This is a genomic window from Enterobacter sp. BNK-16 (genome assembly GCF_048684955.1).
GTDB classification, from domain to species: Bacteria; Pseudomonadota; Gammaproteobacteria; order Enterobacterales; family Enterobacteriaceae; genus Enterobacter; species Enterobacter bugandensis.
Window position 1 is genome coordinate 3,709,741 of the sequence record NZ_JBLQTQ010000001.1, and the last position, 18,028, is coordinate 3,727,768.

Genomic DNA, 18,028 nt, shown 5'->3' on the forward strand with positions numbered 1-18,028 from the left:
ATTAACGCCTACCGTTAATGCGCTGATTGTCTCTAAGCACTTCAATCGCAGTCTGCATAGCAACTTTATCATCACGTCTTTTTTGCTTACCTTGTATGACTTGAAGATACTCGAGCAAGGTCCGTGTATTAATCGGCCTTCCCTGTTTACCCACAGCAAGCACTGCTTCACCTAAAATAATTTTTACTGGCGGCAACTGCGCTGGGTACCAGTCAAGAGTGTCTTCTGATTTCATCATAAATTTCTCATGGAAGGATATTGTAACATAAATCAAACTGTTGTTTTCTAAAAGCTCATATTTTATTCAGCAATAAATATTCATAACTTAACCCGACAATTTATATTTTAAAGCGTATAATAAATATTATATTTTCCAGAGGTTAATTTATGTCATTTACAGAAGGACTTAGACATTTTAAAGAAAGACCGGTCCATGTTGCTTGCCCGGTATGCGCATACAGAGCCAATCAGAAAGCAGGTAAACTAAGAAAAAATGCTATTCTGGAATGTCCTGCCTGCGGACTGTTGTTCAGGCCATCAGAATGCTGGTGCATCGGCGGCTGAACAGTTCCTGCAACTTAACTGATATCTGTAAAAGCCAACATTCCTTTTATAGTATAGTGGTAGAGGGCATTATGATGAAAGATAAAAAATCTGTTTTCATTGAAGGAGATATACTTTCGAACAGCTGTCATGGACAGATCGGTCAACATTTCTATATCCACAGAGTGAAATTTAGCAATGGCAAATATGCAATTGTTCGGGAAGCATCAGGGATATGTTTCAAACCAGGCGAAGTTATTCAACGAAATGATTGCAATTGGTTTTATAACTTAATCCCAATTCGTCTTCTATCTTTTGAGTATGTTGGGGAGGATGAATCCAGAAGGCAATTCCTCGAATATCATTAATAACCTACTGAGTATTATAGAAAAAGAATTTTTTCGCCTAACCAAACCATTTAGTAGGCATCCACTCCCACACGCAATCTGCCCCCTGAATTCAGATAAAACTCAATTATCTAAATGAAATGTTCCGCTGAAAAACAAATTCTTCAAATTATCCATGTGCATTACAACCTTCATTAGCTTAGGGAAATTTATGTCACAACTCTTTACATACAAATTACTTCATCCCCGCCACTGGTTTTCCTGGGCAGGCTTGGCACTTCTGTGGGTTATAGTCCTACTTCCTTATCCGGTTTTATATACTCTTGGTTCCGGTCTTGGAAAAATCTCCAGGCCCTTTTTAAAACGTAGAGAAAGTATAGCAGTTAGGAATATTGAACTCTGTTTTCCCGATATGACTCCGATTGCCCGAAGCCAGATGATAAATAATAACTTTGTTTCTCTCGGGCTGGGACTGATGGAAACTGGCATGGCCTGGTTCTGGAGCGATGCGAGAGTCAAAAAGTGGTTTGACGTAGAAGGGATTGAAAACTTGGCTAACGCAACCGGAGGGGTAATGGTTGTCGGGATTCATTTCATGTCCCTTGAACTATGCGGAAGAGTAATGGGGTTATGCCATCCAATGATGGCAACGTATCGGCCGCACAACAATCCATTGATGGAATGGGTTCAGACAAAAGGACGTATGCGTTCAAATAAAGCTATGATTGATCGACGTAATCTATCTCGATTAGTTCATGCACTCAAGGCGGGTGAAGCTGTGTGGTTTGCACCAGATCAGGATTACGGGCCTAAGGGGAGCGTTTTCGCACCCTTTTTCTCGGTAAAAAAAGCAGCCACAACGAACGGAACGTACGCACTTTCAAAACTCGCTGGAGCAAATTTGATCACACTTAGCATGATTCGACGGAGCGATAAAAAATGTTATCATATGTATATCAGTAATCCATTGTTAGGATATCCTGAGGACGATAATATCGCTGCAGCTGCTTATATGAATAAAATCATCGAGCGTGAAATCCTCCGCGCCCCTGAACAATACCTGTGGATGCATCGAAGGTTCAAAACGCGCCCAGAAGGAGAAGACTCTTTATACAAATGAGTTTTTTACAGAATTATTCAAATGATTGTCCAGTGGACCTTTCTCAACACCACTCGCACCTCATGCTAGCTTTCATCCGTTCATATTCCGTCCTTAGCAATTCAGAGGTGTAGGATCCAATAGAGCGGCCAAAGCTAGGATTTCGTACTGCCTAATCCTCAAGATAAAAAAGGTACCATGGGAAAAGTGATTAATATGATTGAGTTATTAGACAACTATTTCTCCGCGCATCACTCAGTCAGCATCAGTCACTTCAGCTACGCTTTATGTGTTCAGCAATGAGCATGTGGTATAAAAAATCTCTTTCGGCTCAATAGCAGTAGCGCTCACGCTTGCATCCCCTTTCCCCTTGCCAGGTTGATTCTGTCAACGCATTCCCTCAATGCTTTGACTTGCTCCGAAGAGAGTTCAGTTTCATCAATGGTGGCCAGAAGAGCGTTGAGGGAGCGCTCAATATCGTTTTTAATTAGCCGTAAACAGATAGTCTTAACCCAACGTGGCGAGAATTTGCTGAGGCCGATTGCTCTCGTGATTCTTAATCTCATTTTGATACCTCTTTGTCGCCAGAGGAGGCGACTTGTTACTCGGTTATAACACTCGATGGAGATAAAGCCTTTAACTCATTCGTTGTGCGGTACGAGTCTTCAGAATCTTTGCTGGCACACTTACCCCCTCCCACCAGCCTTCATCCGGTCATATTTAGCCTTCAAAAGCTCCGCTGGCGTTGGCCCCTTCTGAACAACTGGCGGGGCCAACGCGCGCCGAACAGGCGGGATTGGCTTCCCGGCCAGCACCCGCTTTTCCCACATACCCAGAATCTCGCCAGCCTCACGCTCGAGCTCTTTATGGCTCAACTGCCCATCAGTTCCCCGGCGCCGCAGTTCGAGGCATATATGGTAATAAACTGGCTTCGGCCACGGATAATGCTCACTGCTCGGGTACCGAAACACCAGCTTGCGCCACTTCCAGTACTCAGCCATAACGTCAGCAGTGGTGATCCCCAGCACGCATCGCCCTTCCCTGCACCACTTGATGAACTGGCCCGGCGAAGGCAGGAATGGGCGTTCCTGACGGCGTACAATGCGCATCCCGGCTTCAACCTGGTCCAAGGTGTTGATCCCGTTTTCTTTGAAGGCCAGCACCCACTGACGGCGGATCTCGTTCACGTCTTCCTGGCTGCGATTAACCAGGCTTGCCGGGAACGCAGCCGTCAGCTGTACGAACAGCCCGTTGATAATCTGCGCCACCTGCTGCGTTTGTTCGCGTTCGGTGTACTGCTCGGGTAGGTTGTGCGCCACGCGGCGAGCCTGTTCCCGGCCAAAATTGCGAATGCTTTCGGCTAGATTTTTCATTCCAGCACTCCGTCAATCCAGTCGGTGTTATGCAGGTCAATGCCACCCCAGGATGGTTTTACCATTCCGGTTGCGCGCAGCCGTTTGGTGGTGAGCTGATCCCAGTGCTTGCGGAGACTTGAAGGGCTCAGGATGTTGTCTTTCCAGAACTCGTCCCGATTAGCCCACTGGAACAGGTCACAGATTTCGTAGTGAGTACGCTTGTCCTGGACACGCATCAGCCTGATGGTGTTTGCCCATTCAACCCAGTTGGGTTCGGATAGCGATGCGTTGACGGTGAGAAGCCTGTCGTAAATCCAGCGAGCGGCCTTGATGTCGTCAGCGGATCCCCATGATTTACCTGCCGGGGTGTATATCCCAGCGGCTGCTTCAGGATGGCGAGAGAGAAACTTTTGAGTTTTCTGGTTTCGGGATTCGTCAGAATTCCGAGACGAGGATATTTTAATATTGTTCTTGTTATAGTCTTGGGTGTCTACCGTTTCAGGGAAGGTTTTTCCCGTTTTCGGTAACACTTTTCCCGATTTCGGGAAGATTTTTCCCGTTTTCGGTTTGTCTAAAATCCAGGCGGAAAGATCAGTATTTATACCAACTATTTTCATCACGCCCTGCTTTTGACTGAAGATAATTTTGCGTTCTGCGAGTGATTTGAGCGCATCAGAAACATGCGAATCACTCAAACCTGTAAGCTCAGCGATCACCGTGTTCGTAACGCGGTCCTGTTTCTTGTTCCAGCCGTAGGTAAGCCAGATCACCGCTTCAAAACACTGCCACTCCCGGCCTGACAATCTCAGGCGTGGCTTAAGCAGCTGGATCTCGTTAGCGACCTTGGTATATCCATTCGACAGGTCGGCCATACGACCTCCCGGTTGTTCGGTTCTGTGGGGGAAATTGATAATTTCAGCTGTGTTTGACATACTTTGCTCCGCAATTACACTCCGTTTTTGCACCTGAAAGCCGTTGGTGTTCGAGCACCGCGGCTTTCGCCTTTTCTGAAGTCTTCACATTACCCCCAGCATGGTTGTGACCATCGCCAGCAGCGGTGCCGTAAGGTCAGGATCGACTCTGAACATTTCGAAAATCCCCTCGCCTAACTCCTTCAGCTTTTCCTTCTTCGGTGCATCGAGCATCAAAGCTTGCTTCGCCTCACTCACCTCTTTTTCCAGCCGGGCCATTCGGTAAGCAAACGAGTCGTTCTTTACGACACGGTCGCGGTATCGAAGCGGTAATACGGACATGATCGCTGGCACCAGCTGTTCAACGTTCTTTCGGTACGATGCGGAGTCTTCTTTGTTGTCGAGCCAGCGGAACAGCTTCACGTTCCAGACATCGGCCTGGCCAGAAAAATCTACGCCATCAAGTTGAAGTTCTTCCGCCGCTTCTTGGATTTGAAGCGCAACAGCTACGCGCCCTTCTGCCGCTGCCCACGCCCTGACTGCAGAACAAATATCTCGATGATCAAGATCCTGCTCTGCCGATTCGCTTTGATGACACGGGAATATCATTGGATTAGAGGAAGCTCTGCTACTCTGTTGAAATGAAACAGTTTGCATAGTTAAGGATCCTGTTTAGGTAAACCGTCTGTTGGGTTTAGGTAGAGATCTGGGCGCAGCTCGTGCGGAGTTACGCCGGTAACCCCATAAATTTGCAAAACTCGATCTGCCGGTACGACGCCCTGATATCGATTTCGCCAATGACTAACAGTCATGGCGCTTACGGTTAGCAGTTGGGCTAAGCGCGTAGCAGTTCCTGCTTTGGTAATTGCTTTATCAATTGCTTTCATAAATAGCTCCTGTAACAACAACGCAATTAAACATATTGTTTATGTTTGTGTCAACATTTTGAATATTGAGCTAATAAACATTTGGTTTAGAATTCGTCCATGAAAGAAAAAACTCATCAAATTAACCACCCCCAAGTTCAGCGGCTTAACGAGGTTCTTGAGCTCAAGAAGTTGACCAAATCAGACATGGCCCGTATATGCGGCGTCAGTGCTCAGTCGGTCAATAACTGGTTCGTTCGTGGGACGATTGGTAAAAGTTCAGCGATTAAGCTGGCGGATGCGCTTGGGGTGAGCCTTGAGTGGCTGCTTGGCCAAGATGTTGGCAAAAAAGATGGACTGAAGCCGGACGAACAACGCCTGTTGGAACTTTACCGTCAGCTTCCCGAAGAAGAGCAACAGAACATGCTTCGCATCTTCGCACTTCGCCTGAAAGAGCTGGACGAACTATATGATAAGTATATGAAAGGCCGGATTCGTTCGCAGGATGATTGAGTAATCCTTTCAGCAATGAATCGTAAAGACCCACCATAAGAAATGGCCATGAAGTGGCCTTTTTTTTATACCCCTCTAATAACTAGCACATCTTTTGTACTAAGCGACCATTCCGCGGACTTCCAGCACGTACCATTTCGTCGAATTTTTTTCCTCCAAAGGACAAAATTTCACTCTCCATAAGCACCACATAAACATTTTGTTTATCTAAAATTACTCATTTTGTTGACTACAACTTAAACTTTGTGTTTAATCTAACTCACCAAGACGCACTACGAACCACCAAGGCAGGACGCCCACGAAGTAGCCGCCGACGGCATACGAATAGTCGGATGAGGTGGAGAGATTAACGCGCATCAGGTGTAAACGTTCCGCTGGCCGGCGATAAGGCAAACGAGGGTGAGAATGATTGATTTCGCACGCAAACCAGGACGGCAGCAGGCCGTAAAGCTGAACTTCTTCGAGGTGATTATTCGCCGCCTGTGCTACCTGCTGGCGCAAAAGGGGAATCCAGATGTGTAACTCAATGAAATGCGGGTACTGCCACAAGCCGGTTGAACCGGAGGAAGTAGTCAAAAGTACCCTTCTCTATCGCAACGGCGCACAGCTGGCGCGCAAAGAGAAAGAATACTGCTCTGAACGTTGTGCTTCGTACGACCAGATGGCACACGAGGCATAACGTAAAAGCCGCGCAAGGCGGCCCGTACGTCCGGTGCTCCCGACCAAAGTTACACCGGAAAACTACTTAAAAAACCAAATTTCACCCAATGGGCGCTATCTCTGGCCCGGGGATCTTACATCCAAAAAAGAGGATCTCACATGGAATTTTTCTATGTAGTTAAGGCTACGCAGAAATCTGGCAAAGAAGACGCAGTGATTTGGTTCACTGCGAAATCTGAAGCCCGTGCCAACCTGCAGCTCGATGTTGAGCTGGAAGATGCTTGTATTGAAACCGGACGCGGGAAGGATTACGCCAAACCGGTTCGCACCGATTTCCCTGTTTACAACGATCTGCCTGAAGAAAGCACCGTGGATTACACCTGGTGCAAACGCTACGAACTGCAGGACGATGGACGCACCTGGCTGCCAAAGGCTGGTGCTCAGTCGACTGGTGACGTGGACAGCACTGCCGCACCGGAAACGACCATTAAAGTCGAAACTTCCGTCGAGAGTGTCCCGCTTGAAAACCGCACTCCAGCGGTCCGTTTTGCCGTCCACCTGGCCAGCGACAAATACCAGTCGCACATCACTAAAGAGCAGCAGCTGGCTGCCAGCGAAATGTCACTGGATGAAGGCAACACCTATCTCCAGAACCTGCTGCTGGCGAAGAACGACATCCCTGAAATTGCCGAACTCAGCCTGAACGCTGAGTGGAAACTCGTTCAGGCGATAAAGCAGGTCTTCGCGCAAGATGAAACGCACGAAGCTGAAGTTATCGCTGCATTCATGGCTGACTGGGCGAGAGCAGATGTCAGCGATCGCAATCAGTTAATTGAAGAGTGGAGAAGCGGAAAGCTTTCTCTTCTCAAATCAGAAAGCACCAGCGACACCGATGTTACAGCCGTTCAGGTTCCAGAACCTGAAAACGGTATTCAGATTGACGAGAATGATGACGAAACCACTCGTTATCCAGTCGTTCGTATGCCCTTCCGCAAGCAGCTACTCGCCCAGTTCACCGCCGACGAACTGCGCCACCACTTAACCCGCGAAGAATACGAAGGTATCTGCGCGCTGGAGATGGACACTGACAACAGCTATGTCCAGAACCTGTTGCTGGCGGCAGAAAACTGCGAAGTGGTTAAGGGTTACGATACCAAAGACCTGTGGCGCTACACCGACGCCATTCGCAAGGTGTTCAGCCAGGAGAAGCGTCATGAACTCGCTTTGGTTCTCCGATTCACCCGAATCTGGGCAGCGACTGATTATATTGACCGCGGCACCCTGGTGCGCGAATGGACGGATGGTAATCGCATTTCTGAAGTAGGCTCTCCTGCACCTTTAAAACCAGCAAAGCCAGAAACTACAGAATCCTATAAACGAGCTGTTGCCCAGAACATGGCGAACCTGAGCATTGAGATCGCGATTGCTCTGCTGTACCCAGATGCAGTACCGGGACAAATCAACCGTACGCAACTCCTGGCCGCCAAAGAACTCGCTGACAAAAAAGATGAGTCGCACACCAAGGCTCTCAAGGTTCTTGGTAAAACTACCGACATCCTCGACTACGACGCCAACAGTATTTTTGGAGTTACCCGCGCTATTTCATGGTCTGGAGAAGAAAGCACAACCGAACTGCGTAGCCAGGTGCGTGAGTGGTTCACGGCGAACGGCATCTATGAAAACGGTGAGCGCTCTAAAGGCTATCCAGAATGGAGCGAAGACTCCCGCGCGGTTCGTCATTCCACAGTGGAAGAACCAAGTACTCCAAGCCAGCCAAAGGTCGCAAGCCTTGGCAGCGGCGTGTTCTCCATCGATGGTCTGATGCTTGGAAATACCGCCCCGGTCATCGATATCCCCTCAAATGAAGTCGAAAAAACGGAAAACACAGCGGAGACCACCAGCGATGTGCAGATGGAAACGACTCAGCCAGAGAAAGTCGAAAATACTGATCCGGTACAACCAGGCGAAGGCGCTGATGCAGCTAATACGCAAGCAGTTACCGTAGCGCCGGAAGAACAGCAGTCAGAGCCAGTAATCGAATACCCGGCTTACTTCGAGCCTGGCCGCTACGAAGGTCTGCCGAATGAGGTTTATCACGCAGCAAACGGTATTAGCTCAACCCAGGTAAAAGATGCCCGCGTCAGCCTGATGTACTTCAACGCGCGCCATGTGGCTAAAACTATCCCGCGCACAGCATCCAAAGTGCTGGACATGGGAAACCTGGTGCACGCCCTTGCATTGCAGCCGGAAAACCTTGAAGCAGAGTTCAGCGTAGAACCTGAGATCCCGGAGGGTGCTTTCACCACCACAGTAACTCTGCGCGAGTTCATAGATGCTTACAACGCCAGCCTGCCGGCGCAGCTGAGTGCAGACGATATTAAAGCGTTGCTTGAAGAACATAACGCATCCCTTCCCGCTCCAGTGCCGCCTGGCGCCAGCCTGGAAGAAACGGCTCAAAGCTATATGGCTCTCCCTGCTGAGTACCAGCGTATTGAAGAAGGCCAGAAGCAGACAGCAACGGCAATGAAGGCTTGCATCAAAGAGTACAACGCCACCCTGCCCGTGCCGGTTAAAACCAGCGGCAGCCGTGATGCGCTACTCGAGCAATTAGCGATCATCAATCCTGATTTGGTAGCACAGGAAGCGCAGAAACCGACGCCGCTGAAAGTGTCCGGCACCAAAGCAGACATGATCCAGGCAGTTAAATCAGTTAAGCCCGATGCCGTGTTCGTAGACGAGCTGTTAGATGCCTGGCGCGACAACCCTGGTGAAAAGATTCTGGTTACTCGCCAGCAGTTGGCCACAGCGCGAGCAATTCAGTCTGCACTCCTGGCGCACCCGACCGCCGGCATGCTGCTGACACATCCAAGCCGCGCCGTTGAAGTGAGCTATTTCGGTTTTGACGACGAAACAGGTTTAGAAGTGCGTGTACGTCCGGACCTCGAAATTGAACTGGACGGCGTGCGCATCGGTGCGGACCTGAAAACCATCAGCATGTGGAATGTGAAGCAAGAAAGCCTGCGCGCAAGACTGCATCGGGAAATCATTGACCGGGACTACCACCTCAGCGCGGCTATGTATTGCGAGACCGCGGCGCTGGACCAGTTCTTCTGGATTTTCGTCAACAAAGACGAGAACTACCACTGGATCGCCATCATTGAGGCATCCACCGAACTGCTGGAACTGGGCATGCTCGAGTACCGCAAAACGATGCGCGCCATCGCCACTGGCTTCGATACGGGCGAGTGGCCAGCGCCGATCACTACCGATTACACCGATGAACTGAACGACTTCGACCTGCGCCGCCTCGAAGCGCTGCGCGCTCAGGCTTAAGGGGGATTTATGCATAACACAAACGTTACCGTTGCTGACCAGAACACCGTTATTAACTCTAATGTGGCTCTGTTTGATTCCCAGTATCTGAATGCAATCAGCACGTTTGCGCAGATCATGGCGCAGGGCACCGCTACAGTTCCTAAGCATCTGCAGGGCAATCAGGCCGACTGCATGGCTGTCGCGATGCAAGCGGCACAGTGGCAGATGAATCCCTTTGCCGTAGCGCAGAAAACGCACCTGATTAACGGTGTGCTCGGGTATGAAGCGCAGCTGGTTAATGCCGTAATTTCACGCAGCGGCGTGCTGGCCAGTCGTTTTGAATATGAGTGGTTTGGGCCATGGGAAAAGGTCGTTGGAAAATTCCACATCCGTAAAAGCGATAAAGGCGAGTACCGCGTCCCGGGCTGGACCCTCGCTGACGAAGCCGGGATTGGCATCATTATCAGCGCAACCCTGAAAGGCGAGGATAAACCGAGAGAACTCGATTTACTGCTGGCTCAGGCCAGAACCCGAAACTCTACCCTATGGGCTGACGACCCTCGCCAGCAGCTGGCGTACTTGGCCGTCAAACGCTGGGCGAGACTGTTCTGCCCGGATGTGATTCTGGGCGTTTACACCCCGGATGAGCTCGATGATCGCCGTGAAGAACGAGAGGTAAACCCCGCACCAGCGCAGCACGTTAGCCTCGCTGATATTTCAGGTGACAACGTCACTACTACTCAAACGGCTCATGAATCGGCACAAAACATCGATGCTCTAGCTGATGATTTCCGCGACCGCATCGAGGCGGCTCAGGATGTGGATAGCGCTAAAGCTCTGCGCGCAGATATTGAAACCGTGAAAGCAACGCTGGGTTCTGCCCTGTTCACTGAGCTGAAAAACAAGGCCGTGAAGCGTTATTACCTGGTTGATGCACGGAACAAAGTCGAAGCAGCCATCAATTCCTTGCCACCTTCAGATGAACCCGATGCAGCTGCGCGGTTCGCAGAGGTAGAGCGCGTTCTTGCGTCGTCTAAACGTCATCTGGGCGATGAATTGCATGGTCAGTTCAGCATCACTCTGGCGGATATGAAACCGGAATACGTGGACTAACGAGATCGGGAGGGGAAACCCTCCCTCAAGGAGAAGAAATGCGACTGATTAATCGAGGCAGTAAGCAATCCCCTTTGGCTCGCCAGGCATGTGAAATCGCACTCGCAGCCCACCAGCAGAGATATGGTGACTACGGGCGCAGCAAGATGAAAGAGACCTATACGGTGAGAGTGGAAGGCGTGAAGGTCTGGGTCGAGGTAGTGAACTGCAAGGCAAGCTACGTGGCCACAGCAATGACTGGCATGCGCCGACTACGCTCCCTGCCCGGCCAGGCAAACTGAAACTGAAATATCAACAACTACGGACCGGCATATCTATACTCATGCCGGTTACCTGAGGTGAACCATGTCGCAGGTAATTTTTAACGAAGAATGGGTTGTTGGCGCAAGACTCACAGAAAAAACAGGCCTGACCGAACGACAGATTGAGAAGTATCGACAGGGCTGTTGGGTGGAAGGTGTCCATTTTAAACGGGTTTCTCCTTCCGGAGAAAAAACCTTGCGTGGCACAACCTGGTACAACTATCCGAGAATTAATCAGTTAATAAGGGATGCGTAAGATGGCAGCTTTGCCTACAGGTGTCGAAATCAGAAACAATAAGATTTGTATCTGGTTTATGTACCGGGGAAAGCGTTGCCGCGAAATTCTCAAAGGTTGGATTAACACCCCGGCGAACATCAAAAAAGCCGGGAACCTTCGGGCTGTGATCGTTAGCGAAATTAACCTTGGAGAGTTTGATTACAACCAGCGCTTTCCTTCATCATCCAGAGCAAAAAAAACCGTAACCACTGTTTCAGTTCAAACCTTTTCAGAGCTGTGTGAACTGTGGACGAGCATTAAAGAAACCGAAATTAGCGCGAATACGATGCGTAAGACACGCTCACAACTCGGTACGTTAATGCACATCATTAACGGAGATACGCCTGTTTCAACTATACGCCACAGCGACATTCTTAAATACAGAAAGGAGCTGTTGAACGGTGAGACACTTTACCTGGCAAATCCCAGAAGTAACAAACAGGGGCGCACTGTGCGTACCGTGAACAACTATATATCGCTTCTTTGCTCGCTTCTTCGGTTTGCACACAAATCTGGCTTTATCAGTGGCAAACCCTTTGAAGGGATCAAGAAACTACATAAAGGGAAAGTAAAACCGGATCCTTTAACGAAGCAGGAGTTTAGTTTGCTTGCCGAATCCGAGCGTGGCCAAAGCCTCAATATGTGGACGTTCGCAGTTTATACTGGTGTCCGTCATGGAGAGCTTGCAGCTCTTGCCTGGGAAGATATCGACTGGGAAAAAGGTACGGCTCATATACAGCGCAACCTTAATGCGCTAGGAATGTTCGTCCCACCAAAAACCGATGCAGGTGATCGAGTTATCACGCTATTAGAGCCAGCACTAGAGGCCTTGAAGGCACAGCGTACGCTGACTTCGTTACAGCCCAAAACCGAGATTGTTTTCCATCACCGCGAGTATGGTGCGATGGAATATCAAAACCTGCGATTTGTTTTCATGCCCAGGATGCGCAAGGGCAAACAGAAAGCCTACTACTCTTTATCGAGTATCGGCTCCAGATTTAACGCAGCTGTAAAACGTGCTGGTATTCGCCGCCGGAATCCGTACCATACGCGGCATACTTTTGCCTGCTGGCTTTTATCTGCCGGCGCTAACCCGTCTTTCATAGCCAGCCAGATGGGGCATGAAAACGCGCAAATGGTTTATGAAGTCTACGGTGCGTGGATTGAAGAAATGAATGGCGAACAGGTGCTGATGCTTAACGATAAGCTGGCACGCTGAAAAATTTTTGCCCCTATTATGCCCCTATTGGCTCCGAAGGTAGTAATAAATGCAAGAAAATCAATCAAATACAAAGAAAGAGCAATACAACCTGAATAAGCTGCAAAAGCGCCTGCGCCGTAACGTGGGCGAGGCCATTGCGGACTTCAACATGATTGAAGAAGGCGACCGCATCATGGTTTGCCTGTCAGGGGGTAAAGACAGCTACACCATGCTGGAGATCCTGCGTAATCTTCAGCAAAGCGCGCCGGTGAATTTTTCCCTGGTGGCGGTCAACCTTGACCAGAAACAGCCGGGTTTCCCGGAGCACATTCTGCCGGAATATCTGGAGCAGCTGGGCGTTGAGTATAAAATCGTCGAAGAAAACACCTACGGCATCGTGAAAGAGAAGATTCCGGAAGGGAAAACCACCTGCTCGCTTTGCTCCCGTCTGCGCCGCGGCATTCTCTATCGCACCGCAACGGAACTGGGCGCGACCAAAATTGCTCTGGGCCATCACCGCGACGATATCCTGCAAACGTTGTTCCTGAATATGTTCTATGGCGGCAAGATGAAAGGCATGCCGCCTAAGCTGATGAGCGATGACGGCAAGCATATTGTGATCCGCCCTCTTGCCTACTGCCGGGAAAAAGACATTGAGCGTTTTTCTCAGGCGAAAGGGTTCCCGATCATTCCATGCAATCTGTGCGGCTCACAGCCGAACCTGCAGCGTCAGGTGATTGGCGACATGCTGCGCGACTGGGACAAACGTTATCCGGGCCGTATTGAGACCATGTTCAGCGCGATGCAGAACGTGGTTCCTTCCCACCTCGCGGACGTAGAGCTGTTCGACTTCAAAGGTATCAACCACGGCTCGGAGGTGGTGAATGGTGGCGATTTGGCGTTTGACCGGGAAGAGATCCCAATGCAGCCTGCGGGCTGGCAGCCGGAAGACGAGGACAATCAGTTCGAAGAGTTGCGTCTGAACGTGCTTGAAGTGAAATAAGCGATGGGCGTCTCAGAAAGACCTTCTGAGACGCTTTATGCCTTATTTCAGCAGATGTACGCGGCAGGTTTTGCCTTTAATCTTGCCGTTTTGCAGCTGCTTCCACGCCTTATGCGCAACCGCCTGGCGAACCGCCACGTACACGTGTGCAGGATGAACCGCAATTTTCCCGATATCCACCCCTTCCAGCCCCACATCTCCGGTCAGTGCGCCCAGCACATCCCCCGGTCGCATCTTGGCCCTTTTGCCGCCATCAATGCACAGCGTCGCCATTTCGGCCTCCAGCGGCACGAGTTTGATGCTGCCCGGCGCGTTCACCCAGTTCAGTTTGATCTGCAACATTTCTGAGAGAATATTGGCGCGCTGCGCTTCTTCCGGCGCGCAGAAGCTGATGGCCAGCCCGCTGTTTCCGGCGCGAGCAGTGCGACCAATACGGTGGACGTGCACTTCGGGATCCCATGCCAGCTCATAGTTCACCACCAGTTCAAGGGATTTGATATCCAGGCCGCGTGCGGCAACGTCGGTCGCCACCAGCACGCGCGCGCTGCCGTTAGCAAAGCGCACCAGCGTCCGATCGCGATCGCGTTGTTCAAGGTCGCCGTGCAGCGACAGCGCGCTCTGCCCCGCCGCATTCAGGGCATCACAAACCGCCTGGCAGTCTTTTTTGGTATTACAGAACACCACGCATGACGCAGGCTGGTGCTGGCTCAGCAGTTTCTGCAGGAGAGGGATTTTTCCCTGCTGCGAGGTTTCAAAGAACTGCTGTTCGATGGCCGGCAGCGCATCTACGCTGTCGATCTCAATGGTGAGCGGATTATTCTGCACGCGACCGCTGATCGCGGCGATGGCTTCAGGCCAGGTCGCAGAGAACAGCAGAGTCTGACGATCGGCCGGCGCGAAGCGGATCACTTCATCAATGGCATCGCTGAAGCCCATATCCAGCATTCTGTCCGCCTCGTCCATCACCAGCGTGCTTAAGGCATCGAGCGAAACGGTGCCTTTTTGCAGGTGATCAAGCAGGCGGCCGGGTGTCGCGACAATAATGTGCGGCGCGTGCTGGAGCGAATCGCGCTGTGCGCCAAACGGCTGCCCACCGCAGAGGGTTAAGATCTTGGTATTGGGCAGGAACCGCGCCAGGCGACGCAGTTCACCCGCGACCTGGTCTGCCAGCTCGCGGGTCGGGCACAGCACCAGTGACTGGGTCTGAAACAGCGACGCGTCAATATGCTGCAGCAGACCAAGACCGAAAGCGGCCGTTTTCCCACTGCCCGTTTTCGCCTGCACACGCACGTCCCGGCCTTCAAGGATAGCGGGCAGCGCGGCCGCCTGAACAGGCGTCATCGTGAGGTATCCCAACTCGTTGAGGTTGTCGAGTTGGGCGGCAGGCAGAACATTCAGGGTAGAAAAAGCGGTCACAATAATCTCTCGTGGTCATCTTTACAGTCAGATGGCGCGTATCCTCGCAGATCTCGGGGTTCGATGCGACAATTTAATCGGTTCTTCGTCCGGCGGCGGGTCTGGCATCGGCTGCGGACGCGGAATGGGATCGGGCATCGGCACGGGATCGGTGGGGACAGGATCGGACTGACGCGCGTGTTGCATTAGCAGAGCGAGTAAAATGCTCATCTTTCCCTCCAGGATTTGCTGTCGTCCCTTTTAGGGTAGACGCTGAGAAACAGGAGGCAAAAAAAAGCCGACTATAAAGTCGGCGTCGTACGAATCAATTGTGCTATGCAGTAATTCAAAAAAGGAAGTAAGACAATATGGAGCGCAACGCCCATCGCTTGACGTTGCATTCACCTGCGGGAGTAATATTGCACCTTACGGGGGTGATGTTTATTGACTTCGCTCAATTAAAAGAGCGTTTTAATCCTCGAAAAAGGTGAAAAAATCGTAAATTTACAGCCATTTACTACGATGCAACCACCATGCAACACCACCAATCAAAACAACTAACATGACGCAAAACGCGGTGAAGCCGTACCGATATTCGCCGCCGGGTATACCGCCCAGATTGACGCCAAAAAGCCCTGTCAGAAATGTGCTGGGTAAAAAGACCATCGCCATCAGGGACATCGTGTAGGTTCTTCTCGCCAGCGACTCCTGCATCACCTGCGCGATTTCATCCGCCATCACCGCCGTTCGGGCGATACAGGAATCGATCTCATCCAGCCCGCGGCCCAGCCTGTCAGCAATGTCCTGCATCCGGCGGCGCTGATCGTCATTCATCCAGTTGAGTCTTTCACTGGCCAGACGGGCATACACATCCCGTTGTGGCGTCATATACCGACGCATCACGATCAGCTGCTTGCGCAATAGCGCCAGAAAGCCGCGCGGCGGGATCTGCTGATCGAGCAGATTATCTTCCAGGTCGATGATTTTATCGTGCAGCTCTTCAATAAATTCGCTCGCATGATCGGTCAGGGCGTCACAGACGTCCACCAGCCAGCTGCCGCAGTCAACCGGTCCGGTCCCCTCTTTGAGGTCGTTCACAATGTCATCCAGCGCCAGAACCTTACGCTGACGTGTGGAAACAATCAGCCCATCGTCCATATAGACGCGCATCGCAACCAGCTGATCGGGACGTTCATCCGTGCTGCCGTTTATACAGCGCAGGGTGATAAGCGTCCCGTCACCCATCCTGCTTACGCGAGGCCGCAGGCTTTCCCCCGCCAGCGCATCGCGTACGTTGTTAGGCAGCAGCGGAGTCGAGGCCAGCCAGTCAGCGCTGTCCGGGTGGGTATAGTTCAGATGTAGCCAGCAGGGATGCTCTTTATCAATGACATCATCATCTTCCAGCGGTCGGGCGCCGCCGCGACCGTCCAGCACCCACGCAAAAACTGCGTCAGGAACGTTAAGTTCGGATCCTTTAATGCTCTCCACAGCGCCTCCCCTGTTTGGCTCTTTCGATGTCAGTCTAGCTTCCATCAGGGGTTAAGCAACAACTATGTTTCGCATCGCGCTGAAATCGCTCAGGAATTGTACACGCTATATTTTGAGAATAAAAAAGCCTGGCATGCCAGGCTTCGGGAAGCTGTCAATGAGAGTGCTCGGGGCGCGGATGAAACGAGACAGGGCTGGCTACTGGTGACGGGGGGTGCCCCTGGTCCAGCCTGAAATTTCGGGTCCGCGTCTGCAGTTCGATCACCTGATTACGCAGCACATCAGAGGAACCGTTGAGCTCCTCTGCCATTGCCACGTTGCTTTGCGTGACCCGCTCCAGTTCGGACAGCGCCAGTGTGATCTGGGAAATGCCCTTCTCCTGCTCTGCGGTTGAGGTAGAAATTTCGTCCATTAACCGGCTGACGTTGCCGGAGCCGGTCACGATGTCACGCATATTCTTCTCCGCTTCCGACACAACGCTGGCACCTTGGGTGACATTACTGCTGGTAACGTCAATCAGCGTTTTGATGTTTTTCGCCGCCTCAGCGCTGCGGTGAGCCAGGTTTCGGACTTCCTCTGCGACCACGGAGAACCCTTTCCCGTGATCGCCCGCCCGCGCGGCCTCGACGGCCGCGTTAAGCGCCAGAATATTCGTCTGGAATGCAATCCCGTCGATCAGGGAGATAATTTCCGTCATCTGCTGCGCGCACTCGGTAATGGATTGCATATTGCTGGCAACCTGTTCCATCAGATCTCCGCCCCTGCGCGCCTGCAGCGTCGCGGCATTCGCCTGCTCGCTCGCCAGCCGGGTATTATCGGCATTGTTTCGGGTACTTGCCGCCATCTGCTCCATGCTTGCCGCAGTTTGCACCAGAGACGCAGACTGCTGCTCTGTTTTCACCGAGAGCTGAGCACTGCGGGAAGAGAGCTGATCCGACAAGGCCATGGCGTTTTGTGATGATGCCCTGATCTCACGCACCAGCGTAGCGATGTTGCTGGAAAGACTATTAATCCCGGGAATTAATCGCCCCGCGCAGTTATTGCCAAACTCGGGGATAGAGACGCCTAAGTTGCCTGCGGTCACTTCTTCAATACTTTTTTTCACAGTATTGATCGGCGTCACAAGAAACTTCGTCATATAACTCCAGAGCAAAAATAATCCAACGAAATTGACCAGATTAATCGAAACGAAAAGAGGAAGATTGCTGGAAAATAGAGCAACGATACCTGCATTCACTAAAAACAGGCACAGCAGGAACCAGGCAATGAAGGTCCTGACACTAATATTTCTTAGCATGATTTTACCCACAACTTATATTTTGGTCGGCATTTAGATTTATAGCATTCACTTTTGCGTTTGTCCTCACATAATACGCTGGTTTCTCGTTTCGCCGTTACCCACCCTGTATTTAACTTAAGTCAGATAAAAAAGAGGTTTTAGTAGAAATGTCATGCCCCATATGCTGTATTGCTGGTCCAAAGCCCCCTGAAGCGATACCATTATCTGCAGTGCTACGGTCCATATGCACACATATTTAAGACGCTTTGCTACAATCTATCGACTATGTTTAGCAGTACTTAATGCATTAACATAAAGAATATATTTTATATTTCGGGTAAGTTTGACCTTTTATATAAGT

General features: G+C 50.9%; 19 protein-coding genes and 1 pseudogene. 11 read left to right on the plus strand and 9 right to left on the minus strand.

The window, feature by feature from the left end; translation table 11 throughout:
• Position 1: 1 nt before the first annotated feature.
• Positions 2-235, minus strand: coding sequence for a hypothetical protein (locus ACMGGH_RS17900; protein WP_069732994.1), 234 nt, complete (start codon positions 233-235; stop codon positions 2-4).
• 152 nt (positions 236-387) lie between these two features.
• On the opposite strand from ACMGGH_RS17900, the gene ACMGGH_RS17905 reads away from it, so the two are divergent.
• Together ACMGGH_RS17905 and lpxP are read left to right on the plus strand one after the other, a co-directional pair.
• Positions 388-564: a YnfU family zinc-binding protein gene (locus tag ACMGGH_RS17905; protein WP_217498535.1), complete on the plus strand. Its 177-nt coding sequence runs from the start codon at positions 388-390 to the stop codon at positions 562-564.
• Between the two features lie 537 nt (positions 565-1,101).
• On the plus strand, positions 1,102-2,010 hold the full coding sequence (gene lpxP / locus ACMGGH_RS17910) for a kdo(2)-lipid IV(A) palmitoleoyltransferase (RefSeq protein WP_420299190.1): 909 nt from the start codon (positions 1,102-1,104) through the stop codon (positions 2,008-2,010).
• A gap of 665 nt (positions 2,011-2,675) precedes the next feature.
• Here lpxP and ACMGGH_RS17915 read toward each other — a convergent pair.
• From ACMGGH_RS17915 to ACMGGH_RS17930, 4 genes are all read right to left on the minus strand, one after another.
• Complete coding sequence (locus ACMGGH_RS17915; RefSeq protein WP_069732869.1) at positions 2,676-3,362, minus strand: replication protein P; 687 nt, start codon at positions 3,360-3,362, stop codon at positions 2,676-2,678.
• Positions 3,359-4,276: a replication protein gene (locus ACMGGH_RS17920; protein ID WP_069732868.1), complete on the minus strand. Its 918-nt coding sequence runs from the start codon at positions 4,274-4,276 to the stop codon at positions 3,359-3,361. Before ACMGGH_RS17920 ends, ACMGGH_RS17915 begins: the two co-directional genes overlap by 4 nt.
• 84 nt (positions 4,277-4,360) lie before the next feature.
• Positions 4,361-4,912: a toxin YdaT family protein gene (locus ACMGGH_RS17925; protein ID WP_069732867.1), complete on the minus strand. Its 552-nt coding sequence runs from the start codon at positions 4,910-4,912 to the stop codon at positions 4,361-4,363.
• 2 nt (positions 4,913-4,914) lie between these two features.
• Positions 4,915-5,142 (minus strand): transcriptional regulator, encoded by a 228-nt coding sequence (locus ACMGGH_RS17930; RefSeq protein ID WP_420299191.1) that lies wholly within the window; start codon positions 5,140-5,142, stop codon positions 4,915-4,917.
• Between the two features lie 99 nt (positions 5,143-5,241).
• On the opposite strand from ACMGGH_RS17930, the gene ACMGGH_RS17935 reads away from it, so the two are divergent.
• The 9 genes and pseudogenes from ACMGGH_RS17935 (at position 5,242) to ttcA (ending at position 13,505) form a co-directional block, all read left to right on the plus strand.
• Complete coding sequence (locus ACMGGH_RS17935) at positions 5,242-5,634, plus strand: helix-turn-helix domain-containing protein (protein WP_059311998.1); 393 nt, start codon at positions 5,242-5,244, stop codon at positions 5,632-5,634.
• A gap of 366 nt (positions 5,635-6,000) precedes the next feature.
• Positions 6,001-6,156, plus strand: a pseudogene (locus ACMGGH_RS17940) (hypothetical protein); the annotation flags it as partial.
• Positions 6,149-6,313, plus strand: a complete 165-nt coding sequence (locus ACMGGH_RS17945; RefSeq protein ID WP_049138224.1) for a YdaE family protein — start codon at positions 6,149-6,151, stop codon at positions 6,311-6,313. The pseudogene ACMGGH_RS17940 and the gene ACMGGH_RS17945, both read left to right, overlap by 8 nt.
• Positions 6,314-6,453: 140 nt before the next feature.
• Positions 6,454-9,627 carry a RecE family exodeoxyribonuclease gene (locus tag ACMGGH_RS17950; RefSeq protein ID WP_232948317.1) on the plus strand — a complete coding sequence of 1,058 codons (3,174 nt, stop codon included), beginning with the start codon at positions 6,454-6,456 and terminating at the stop codon, positions 9,625-9,627.
• 9 nt (positions 9,628-9,636) lie between these two features.
• Positions 9,637-10,722, plus strand: coding sequence for a RecT family recombinase (locus tag ACMGGH_RS17955; RefSeq protein ID WP_049138228.1), 1,086 nt, complete (start codon positions 9,637-9,639; stop codon positions 10,720-10,722).
• Between the two features lie 38 nt (positions 10,723-10,760).
• Entirely contained in the window at positions 10,761-11,003 is a 243-nt protein-coding gene (locus ACMGGH_RS17960) for a DUF4060 family protein (RefSeq protein ID WP_020882485.1), read from the plus strand.
• A 64-nt stretch (positions 11,004-11,067) separates the two neighbouring features.
• Entirely contained in the window at positions 11,068-11,280 is a 213-nt protein-coding gene (xisR, locus tag ACMGGH_RS17965) for an excisionase family protein (protein WP_014884030.1), read from the plus strand.
• Between the two features lies 1 nt (position 11,281).
• Positions 11,282-12,520: a site-specific integrase gene (locus ACMGGH_RS17970; protein ID WP_049138231.1), complete on the plus strand. Its 1,239-nt coding sequence runs from the start codon at positions 11,282-11,284 to the stop codon at positions 12,518-12,520.
• A gap of 49 nt (positions 12,521-12,569) precedes the next feature.
• Positions 12,570-13,505 carry a tRNA 2-thiocytidine(32) synthetase TtcA gene (gene ttcA / locus ACMGGH_RS17975; RefSeq protein WP_028013348.1) on the plus strand — a complete coding sequence of 312 codons (936 nt, stop codon included), beginning with the start codon at positions 12,570-12,572 and terminating at the stop codon, positions 13,503-13,505.
• Between the two features lie 42 nt (positions 13,506-13,547).
• Here the strand turns inward: ttcA and dbpA are convergent, their stop codons facing one another.
• From dbpA to ACMGGH_RS17995, 4 genes are all read right to left on the minus strand, one after another.
• Positions 13,548-14,921 carry an ATP-dependent RNA helicase DbpA gene (gene dbpA, locus ACMGGH_RS17980; RefSeq protein WP_232948318.1) on the minus strand — a complete coding sequence of 458 codons (1,374 nt, stop codon included), beginning with the start codon at positions 14,919-14,921 and terminating at the stop codon, positions 13,548-13,550.
• A 27-nt stretch (positions 14,922-14,948) separates the two neighbouring features.
• Positions 14,949-15,107: a hypothetical protein gene (locus tag ACMGGH_RS17985; RefSeq protein WP_108780354.1), complete on the minus strand. Its 159-nt coding sequence runs from the start codon at positions 15,105-15,107 to the stop codon at positions 14,949-14,951.
• A 297-nt stretch (positions 15,108-15,404) separates the two neighbouring features.
• Complete coding sequence (gene zntB / locus ACMGGH_RS17990; RefSeq protein ID WP_028013350.1) at positions 15,405-16,388, minus strand: zinc transporter ZntB; 984 nt, start codon at positions 16,386-16,388, stop codon at positions 15,405-15,407.
• Between the two features lie 154 nt (positions 16,389-16,542).
• Complete coding sequence (locus ACMGGH_RS17995; protein ID WP_232948319.1) at positions 16,543-17,685, minus strand: methyl-accepting chemotaxis protein; 1,143 nt, start codon at positions 17,683-17,685, stop codon at positions 16,543-16,545.
• Between the last annotated feature and the right edge of the window lie 343 nt (positions 17,686-18,028).